The following is an 8,581-nucleotide window of genomic DNA, read 5'->3' on the forward strand; positions in this document are numbered from 1 at the left end:
GCGCGGAACAGGGAGGACGGCGACCTGATCGCCTCGCTCCTCCGCCCACCCGTCCCGGGCTCGTTCCAGGACATCACCGCCTTCCCCGTGTTCACCGCCGACCCCGACAGCGAGAGCGACAGCGGCAGCGGCAGCGACACCCTCGTCGGCAACCCCCTTGCCGACGACCAGGTCTTCGACGACCTCGACGGGAGCATCTCCGTCGGCGACCACTCCCCGGTCTCCTCCGTCTCCTTCCAGGACGCGACCGACGTCATCCGCTCCGCCGTGGACGCCTTCCAGGACCTGGGGAGCCCCGACTGGGTCCAGGAGGTTCTCGACGAGGTCGACGCCCTCCTCGAAGCGGCGCGCCCCACCGCCCCGGACCTCTCCCAGTACCAGGCCCCCTCCCCGGACCAGGAGCCGGACGAGCAGGCCCAGCAGGCCCGGGAGCAGGCCCAGCAGGCCTGGGAGCGGGACCAGCGGGCCTGGGAGATCGGGTCGGGCATGCTCCGCGACTACGGCCGCTTCGTCCTGGAGTCCCTCTCCACGCGCGGCCCCGAAGACCACGCGTACTTCATGGCCCAGGCCGCCCAGCAGTTCAGGACCGATCCCGACAGCGTCCCGGCGCCCCTGCGCGACTACCACGCCCGCGCCCGGGAACTCGCCGAAACCCTCGGCTTCACACGCTTCCCCTCGCTCGCGGGCGACCCCGACCTGGCACTCCCCATATCCGTCCGGGACGACGCCCACATCCTCGCCGTCCAGCACGTCCAGGACCAGCACGCGATCCTGGCCCAGCTCTTGGCCGCCGATTCCATCCACGTCGAGACCGCCGACCTGTCGGCGCTGAGCGACCTCGTGGGCGCGGACCTCGACGCGGCGCAAGGTGAGATCAGCGACGCCGTCAACGAGTTCGTCGCGACCCTCTCCCTCGTCAGGGAGCGCAACGAAGAACTCGCCGACCTGAGGAAACACGCGGACGAGGCGCTGCGCGACGCACAGAACCTCCTCGACCAGGCCACCGAGCAGCAGCGCGTCCTGGACGCCCGCCAACAGGAGCTCGCCGACCTGGAGAGCCCCGAACCCGACGACGGCCCGCCCGCCTACCCCGGCGAGGCCGCGCCTACCCCCGACCACGACCGCCTCATCGACGAGGCCCGCCAACGAGCCGAGGAGCTGCGCGCCCAGGCCCGCTCCTACGCGGACTCCGCCGACGACGCGCTCCTGCGCCTCACCGCCGCCGAAGAACAGTTCCACCAGGCGACGACGGCCGCCAACAACGCCCGCAGGAACCTGGACGAGGCCGACGCCAACCTCACCACCACCCGGAACCGGATCCGGCAGGCCGAGACGACCGCCGCCACCACCCGCGCCCGGCTGGACGAGACCACCGCCGAGCTCACCGACGCCCGGGAGCAGCTCGACCGGACGCCGGAGGACGACACCGCCGCCCGCGACCGGCTGAACGAGACCATCGCCGACCTCACCGCCGCCCGGGACCGGCTCCAGCAGAGGATCGCGGACGCCGCCGCCACCCGCGACCGGCTGAACGAGACCGTCCCCGACCTCACCACCACCCGCGACCGGCTCGGCCAGACGGCGGCGGAGACCGCCGACGCCCGCGACCGGCTGCGCGCGCCCGTCACCGACCTGGAGAACGAGTACACCCGCCTGCGCGGACAGGCCCGCGCCCTGCACGGCCGCGCGGACCTGGAACAGACCCGCGAACAGGCCCTCGTCCGCCAGCGCGACACCACCGCCCCCGACCCCGAACTCTCCCCCGAACAGCAGATCGACCAGCTCCGCCAGGAAGTCCAGGAACTATCCACCTGGGTCACGGACCTCACTGCGGAAGCCCAACACCTGCAGGCGCAGGCCGGAGAACTGGACGCCCTGTTCCAGCAGGCCCTGGACGACGGAAGGGACGACGCGCTCTCACTGGCCCGGCGTCTGGGCGTCACCGACGACCCCTTCAGCCTCGACGCCGCCACCCGGCTCCGCGACCTGCGCGACGCCGAGACCAGGCTCCACAGCGAGCTGGAGGAGCGGCTCGGCTTCTGGCACAGGCAGCGGTTCGCCCTCAACGAGGCCGACGACCAGAGCATGCGCCACCGCATGGAATCCACGATCGCCGATGACAACATCGAGTTCCTCGAGGGGAGGATCCAGCAAAGCGAAGCGCTCTCCGACGCCTACGCCCAGGCCGCATCCCGCATCCTCATCCCCCTGGTCAGTCCCGATGCCATCGAGGCGTTCCTCGACCCCACCGACCCCGAAACGAGCGAGGATTCCGCCCCCGCTCCCGGATACGGGTCGGACCCCGTCCCCGCCTACTCCCCGGACGAGTCCTCCCCGGAGGCCTCCCCTGGGCCGGTGTCGGTGGAGCGGCGCGGCCAGATCCTGGCCCGGACCCGCCACGAGATCGACCAACTGCGCCAGCGCCTGGACGAGACCACCGCCGAACTCGACCGCACCGCCCCCCACGACCACGCCACCCGCGACGCCCTGCACACCCGACGCACGGACCTGGCCACCCGCCTCGACAACAGCGTCATCCGCTACCGCGACCACTCCCGCGCCCTGGACCAGGACCTGAACCCGGCGCGCCCCACCGACACCACCGACCGACCCGCTCCGCCCCCCGGCCTGGAGAACCTGCCGCACAAGCAGCGCCTCGAAGTCCTCGACGCCTTCCACACCACCGAACGACTCCGCGACGAAGCCACCGAACACCACACCTGGGCCGCCAACGCGCGCGCCACCGGCTTCCCCCACGAAGCCGACTGGCTCACCCGCGAAGCCGAACGACTCACCCACCAGGCCGACCAGCTCGACCCCCGGATCCAGCAGGCGCCCCGGAACGGCCCCACCATCGCGGTGACCGAGCCCAACGGCCGCACCGACGCCCTGGCGATCTTCACAGCCCGAGTCGACACCGACGGCACCAGCGCCCCGACGTCCCCGCGGGACACCGGGGCACCGGCCGTGGACGACGCCCGTGAGCGGGTGGCCCGGGCGCAGGCCGACGTGGTCCGCTTCGAGACCGACCTCGAAAACGCCCGGACCAACTTCGCCCTGCCCGAGACCGACCTGTACCACCTGGGCGGGAAGGTCGAGGCCGCGCAGCTGCGCGTGGACGCCGCCCGCGCCGAGACCGACCTCGCCAACACCCTCCTGGCCGACTCCCGAGGCGACCGCGCCGAAAGCGGCCGCCGCACCGCCCGCGAGGCCGCCGACCGCGCCCGCACCGAACTCGACCGCGCCCTCACCGACCTCGCCGACGCCCACCAGGCCTTCACCGACGCCGGCGGCACCTACACCACCGACGGCACCCCCACACGCCCCCAACCCCCAACCCCCACCGACACCACCCCCGACCCGACCGGCACCCCGACCGACAGCGGCACACCCACCCGGACCGAGACCGGTGACGACACCCAGGCGCGGAACAGGGAGGACGGCGACCTGATCGCCTCGCTCCTCCGCCCACCCGTCCCGGGCTCGTTCCAGGACATCACCGCCTTCCCCGTGTTCACGGTCGAGCCCAACGGCGACGGCGACGCCATTCCCATATTCGTCGCCGACCTCGACAGCGACAGCGACAACGACAGCGACAACGACAGGCCCCTCCTCCGCGGCGACGACACCAGCGACAGCGACAGCGACAGTCGGGCCGAGGAGGAGTCCCCGGCCTCCCCCTTCTCCTTCCAGGACGCGACCGACGTCATCCGCTCCGCCGTGGACGACCCCCAGGACCTGGGGAGCCCCGGACGGGTCCAGGAGATCCTCGACGAGGTCGACGCCCTCCTCGAAGCGGCGCGCCCCACCGCCCCGGACCTCTCCCAGTACCAGGCCCCCTCCCCGGACCAGGAGCCGGACGAGCAGGCCCGGGAGCAGGCCCAGCGGGTCTGGGAGCGGGACCTGCGGGCCTGGGAGGTCGGCGCCGACATGCTCCGCGACTACGGCCGCCTCGTCCTGGAGTCCCTCGCCACGCGCAGCCCCGAAGACCACGAAAGCTTCATGGCCGAGTCCGCGCGGCGGTTCAGGACCGACCCCGACAGCGCCCCGGCCGCCCTGCGCGCCTACCACGAACACGCCCGGGAACTCGCCGAGGTCCTCGGCTTCACACGCTTCCCCCCGGTCGTGGGCGACCCGCACCTGACGCCTCCCGTCCCCGAGGCACACGAGGCCCACGCCCGCGCCGTCCGGCTCGACCAGGACCTGTACGCGGTCGCCACACAGGTCCGGGCCGCCGAGTCCGTCCGCGTCGAGACGGCCGGCCTGATAGCGCTGCGCGACCTCGTGGACGAGGACACCGAAGTGGAGCACGGTGAAGTCCTCCGCGCCGTAGAGGAGCTCACCGAGGTCCTCAACCGCGTCAAGGAGCGCAACGAGGCGCTCGCCGACCTGAAGGAGCGCGCGGACGAGGCGTCGCACCGGTCGCGGGAACTCCTCGACCAGGCCGCCGAGCAGCGGCGCGTCATGACCGCCCGCCAACTGGAGCTCGCCGACCTGAGGGTTCCCCCTCCCGACGACGGCCCGCCCGCCTACCCCGGCGAGGCCGCGCCTACCCCCGACCACGACCGCCTCATCGACGAGGCCCGCCAACGAGCCGAGGAACTGCGCGCCCAGGCCCGCTCCTACGCCGACTCCGCCGACGACGCGCTCCTGCGCCTCACCGCCGCCCGGGAACAGTTCCACCAGGCGACGACGGCCGCCAACAACGCCCGCAGGAACCTGGACGAGGCCGACGCCAACCTCACCACCACCCGGAACCGGATCCGGCAGGCCGAGACGACCGCCGCCACCACCCGCGCCCGGCTGGACGAGACCGTCGCCGAGCTCACCGACGCCCGGGAGCAGCTCGACCGGACGCCGGAGGACGACACCGCCGCCCGCGACCGGCTGAACGAGACCGTCGCCGACCTCACCGCCGCCCGGGACCGGCTCCAGCAGAGGATCGCGGACGCCGCCGCCACCCGCGACCGGCTGAACGAGACCGTTCCCGACCTCACCGACACCCGGGACCGGGCCGAGCGAGAGGCGGCGGAGACCGCCACCACCCGCGACCGGCTGCGCGCGCCCGTCACCGACCTGGAGAACGAGTACACCCGCCTGCGCGGACAGGCCCGCGCCCTGCACGGCCGCGCGGACCTGGAACAGACCCGCGAACAGGCCCTCGTCCGCCAGCGCGACACCACCGCCCCCGACCCCGAACTCTCCCCCGAACAGCAGATCGACCAGCTCCGCCAGGAAGTCCAGGAACTCACCGCCCGGATCCTGGACCTCACAGCCCAGGCCCGGGACAAGCAGACGGAGTCCAGAGAGCTGAACGCCGAGTTCCGGCAGGCCCTGGACGCCGGAAGGGACGACGCGCTCTCACTGGCCCGGCGTCTGGGCGTCACCGACGACCCCTTCAGCCTCGACGCCGCCACCCGGCTCCGCGACCTGCGCGACGCCGAGACCAGGCTCCACAACCAACTGGAGGACCAGCTCCGCTTCTGGGAGGAACAGCAGTTCGACCTCAACGAGGAAAGCGAGCGTGGCCCGAGCCACACCTGGGCGTCCGAGGTCGCCGAGGCCAACGTCGACTTCCTCGAGGAGAGGATCCAGCAGAGCGAGACGGTCTCCGACGCCTACGCCCAGGCCGCGGCCCTCGCCCTCCTCCCCCTGGCCGGCTCCGACGCCATCGATGCGTTCCTCATCCCCACCGACCCCGACACGACCCAGGATTCCGACCCCGCGCCCGGGTACCGGTCGGACGACCGCTCCCTCGACAGGTCCGGAGACCCCGGCCCCGTCCCCGCCTACTCCACCACCGAGCCGGTGTCGGTGGAGCGGCGCGGCCAGACCCTGGCGCGGACCCGCCACGAGATCGACCAGCTCCGCCGGCGCCTGGACGAGACCACCGCCGAACTCGACCGCACCGCCCCCGACGACCACGCCGCCCGCGACGCCCTGCACGCACGGCGGGCGGACCTCGCCACCCGCCTCGAAAGCAGCACCAACCACTACCGCGCCCACTCCCGCGCCCTGGACCAGGACCTGAACCCGGCCGCCTCCACCGACTCCGAAACCCGGCCGACCCCGCCCCCCGGCCTGGAGAACCTGCCGCACAAGCAGCGCCTCGAAGCCCTCGACGCCTTCCACACCATCGAACGGCTCCGGAGCGAGGCCGCCGAGCACACGACGTGGGCGGCCAACGCGCGCGCCACCGGCTTCCCCCACGAAGCCGACTGGCTCACCCGCGAAGCCGAACGGCTCACCCACCAGACCATCCAGTTCCGCGAGCCGCTCGACCGCATCGCCTGGAACCGCGCCGCCCTGGCACTGGCCGACGTCCTGTCCCCCTTCGATGATTCCTCTCCCCGGGTCGCTTCCGAGGAACTCATCCTGCTCTCCGCCTCCCTGCAGGACGCGAACCGCGCGGTCGCCGAGATCGCCCGGCAGACCCGGCAGGCCCAGGGTCCCGAGGACCTCCAGCGCGCCGAGGAACTGCTCGCCGACCTCGACGAACTCGCCCGAACGGACCGCCCCCGACCCCAGGACCAGGAGACCGCCCCGGAGCTGGACCGGATCTGGGAACTGGCCACGGACCTGGTCCGCGACCACGGCCGCTCCCTGGTGGAGACGGCCCGAAACCGGCTCGCCGACCCGGACGCCCCCGCCCCGCAGGACGGCCCGGCCCTCACCGACGACTACCGCGACCAGGCCCTGCGACTCGCCGACGCCCTCGGCTTCACCACCCGGGACCTGAACAGCGACGCACCGGACCTCGCTCCCCCGTTCCCCGGGGCGCGCGAGGCCCACGCACTCGCCGTCCAGCGCCTCCGCGACCTCACCGCGCTCCGCAGAGCACGGGAAGCGGTGCGTCTCCTCGGGCTCGGCGCGGCCGCCGGACCGATCAACCGCGGCATCGCGGAACTGGACGGAGCCGCCACGAGGGCCCACGAGGGATCCACCCGCATCCTCAACCGCTTCTCCGCCCTCGCCAGGGAGCTGAGGGAACCCCGCATCAGCGCTTCCGGACCGCATCAGGGCGCCGCCAACGCGTTGAACCAATCCCGGCTCCTCTCCGACATCGCCGCGGGGAATCGGCGCAGGGTGAGAGCCCTCGAACAGGAGCTCGCCGATCTCGAGAGCGGCTCCGCCGATTCGACGCAGCCGTTCAGCCACTTCATCGAACGATCCGTCCAGGAGGCGGGCCGGGCCGACGCGCTCCTCCCCGAACTCGTCCGCGCACAGCGCCAGCTCGACCAGACACCGGAAGGCGACGCCGCCCGCGACCACCTGACCCGGACCGCCACCGACCTGGAGAACGAGTACGCCCGGCTGCGCGAGCAGTTCCTGATCCTGAACGTCCGCGCCGGCCTGCGCTACAGCCACGCGCAGAACCCCGCTGTCCTCACCGACCCCGACTGGCTCCACCAGCAGATCCGGGACACGAACGCCCAGGCCGAGGACCTCTCCGCCCGCGCCGAGGAACAGCTGAACCGGTACCGGGACCTGTACGCCCAGGCCCAGGCGATCCTGGACCCGTACCGGGACGACGTGCCCCAGCTCGCCAGGAACATCGGCGTGACCGCCGACGACGTCTTCAGCACCGAGGCGGCCGACCAGCTCCGCGACCTGCACAACGCGGAGACCGACCGGCAGCGGAGCCACCAGGAGCGGCTCGTCGCCGCAAGGAACCGCTGGGTCGACCTGCGCCTGGACGCCAACCGGAGCGCGCGCCACGCCTGGGACTCCGAGATCGGCCGGATCAACACGGCCCTCCTCGAGGAGAGGACCGCACTCGGCCCGAACATCCAGAACATCTACCACCGGACCGGGGAGTTCATCCGCCTCACCACTCCGCTCCCCGACCCGATGCCGCTCGAGGAGCGCGGCCGCGTCCTGGCGCGGATCCGCCACGAGATCGACCAGCTGCGCCGGAGCCTCGACGAGACCACCGCCGACCACGGCTCCCCCACCCGCGGGGAGCTGGAGGCGCGGATCGACGAGCTCACCCGCGACCATCATCACCATGCCCGCGTCCAGGCCCGGACCCTGGGCAACACCCCCGCCTTCTCCGAGCAGTTCCTGCCCGGCACGGAAGGCATGCCCCCCGACCTGGCGGCCCGGGTCCTGGACACCGCCAGAACCATCCACCGGCTCAACAACGAGATCGACGAGCACCGGGCGTGGAGCCGCAACGCGCACGCCGCCGGCTTCCGCCGCGACGCCGAATGGCTCGACCGCAGGGCCGACGAACTTCGCGACCAGGTCAACGAGCTCCACGCCCAGAACCAGCGGGCGATCCAGGCCGGCCGCCCCACCACGGCCGAGCCCCACGACCACGCCGACGACCTGGACGTCTTCACGGTCCAGGTCGGCACCGCCGGCTCAGGTCAGCGGGACGTCCCCGCCCCCGACCGGTCGGCCGTGGACGACGCCCGTGAGCGGGTGGCCCGGGCGCAGGCCGACGTGGTCCGCTTCGAGACCGACCTCGAAAACGCCCGCGTCAACTTCGCCCTGCCCGAGACCGACCTGTACCACCTGGGCGGGAAGGTCGAGGCCGCGCAGCTGCGCGTGGACGCCGCCCGCGCCGAGACCGACC

General features: G+C 73.0%; 1 protein-coding gene. It reads left to right on the forward strand.

Annotated elements, in window-relative coordinates:
* On the forward strand, nucleotides 1-8,581 hold an 8,581-nt coding region (locus tag EV190_RS23605; protein WP_166655535.1), incomplete at both ends, for a hypothetical protein.

Origin of the sequence: Actinorugispora endophytica, assembly GCF_004363075.1 — a bacterium.
Taxonomy (GTDB): domain Bacteria; phylum Actinomycetota; class Actinomycetes; order Streptosporangiales; family Streptosporangiaceae; genus Actinorugispora; species Actinorugispora endophytica.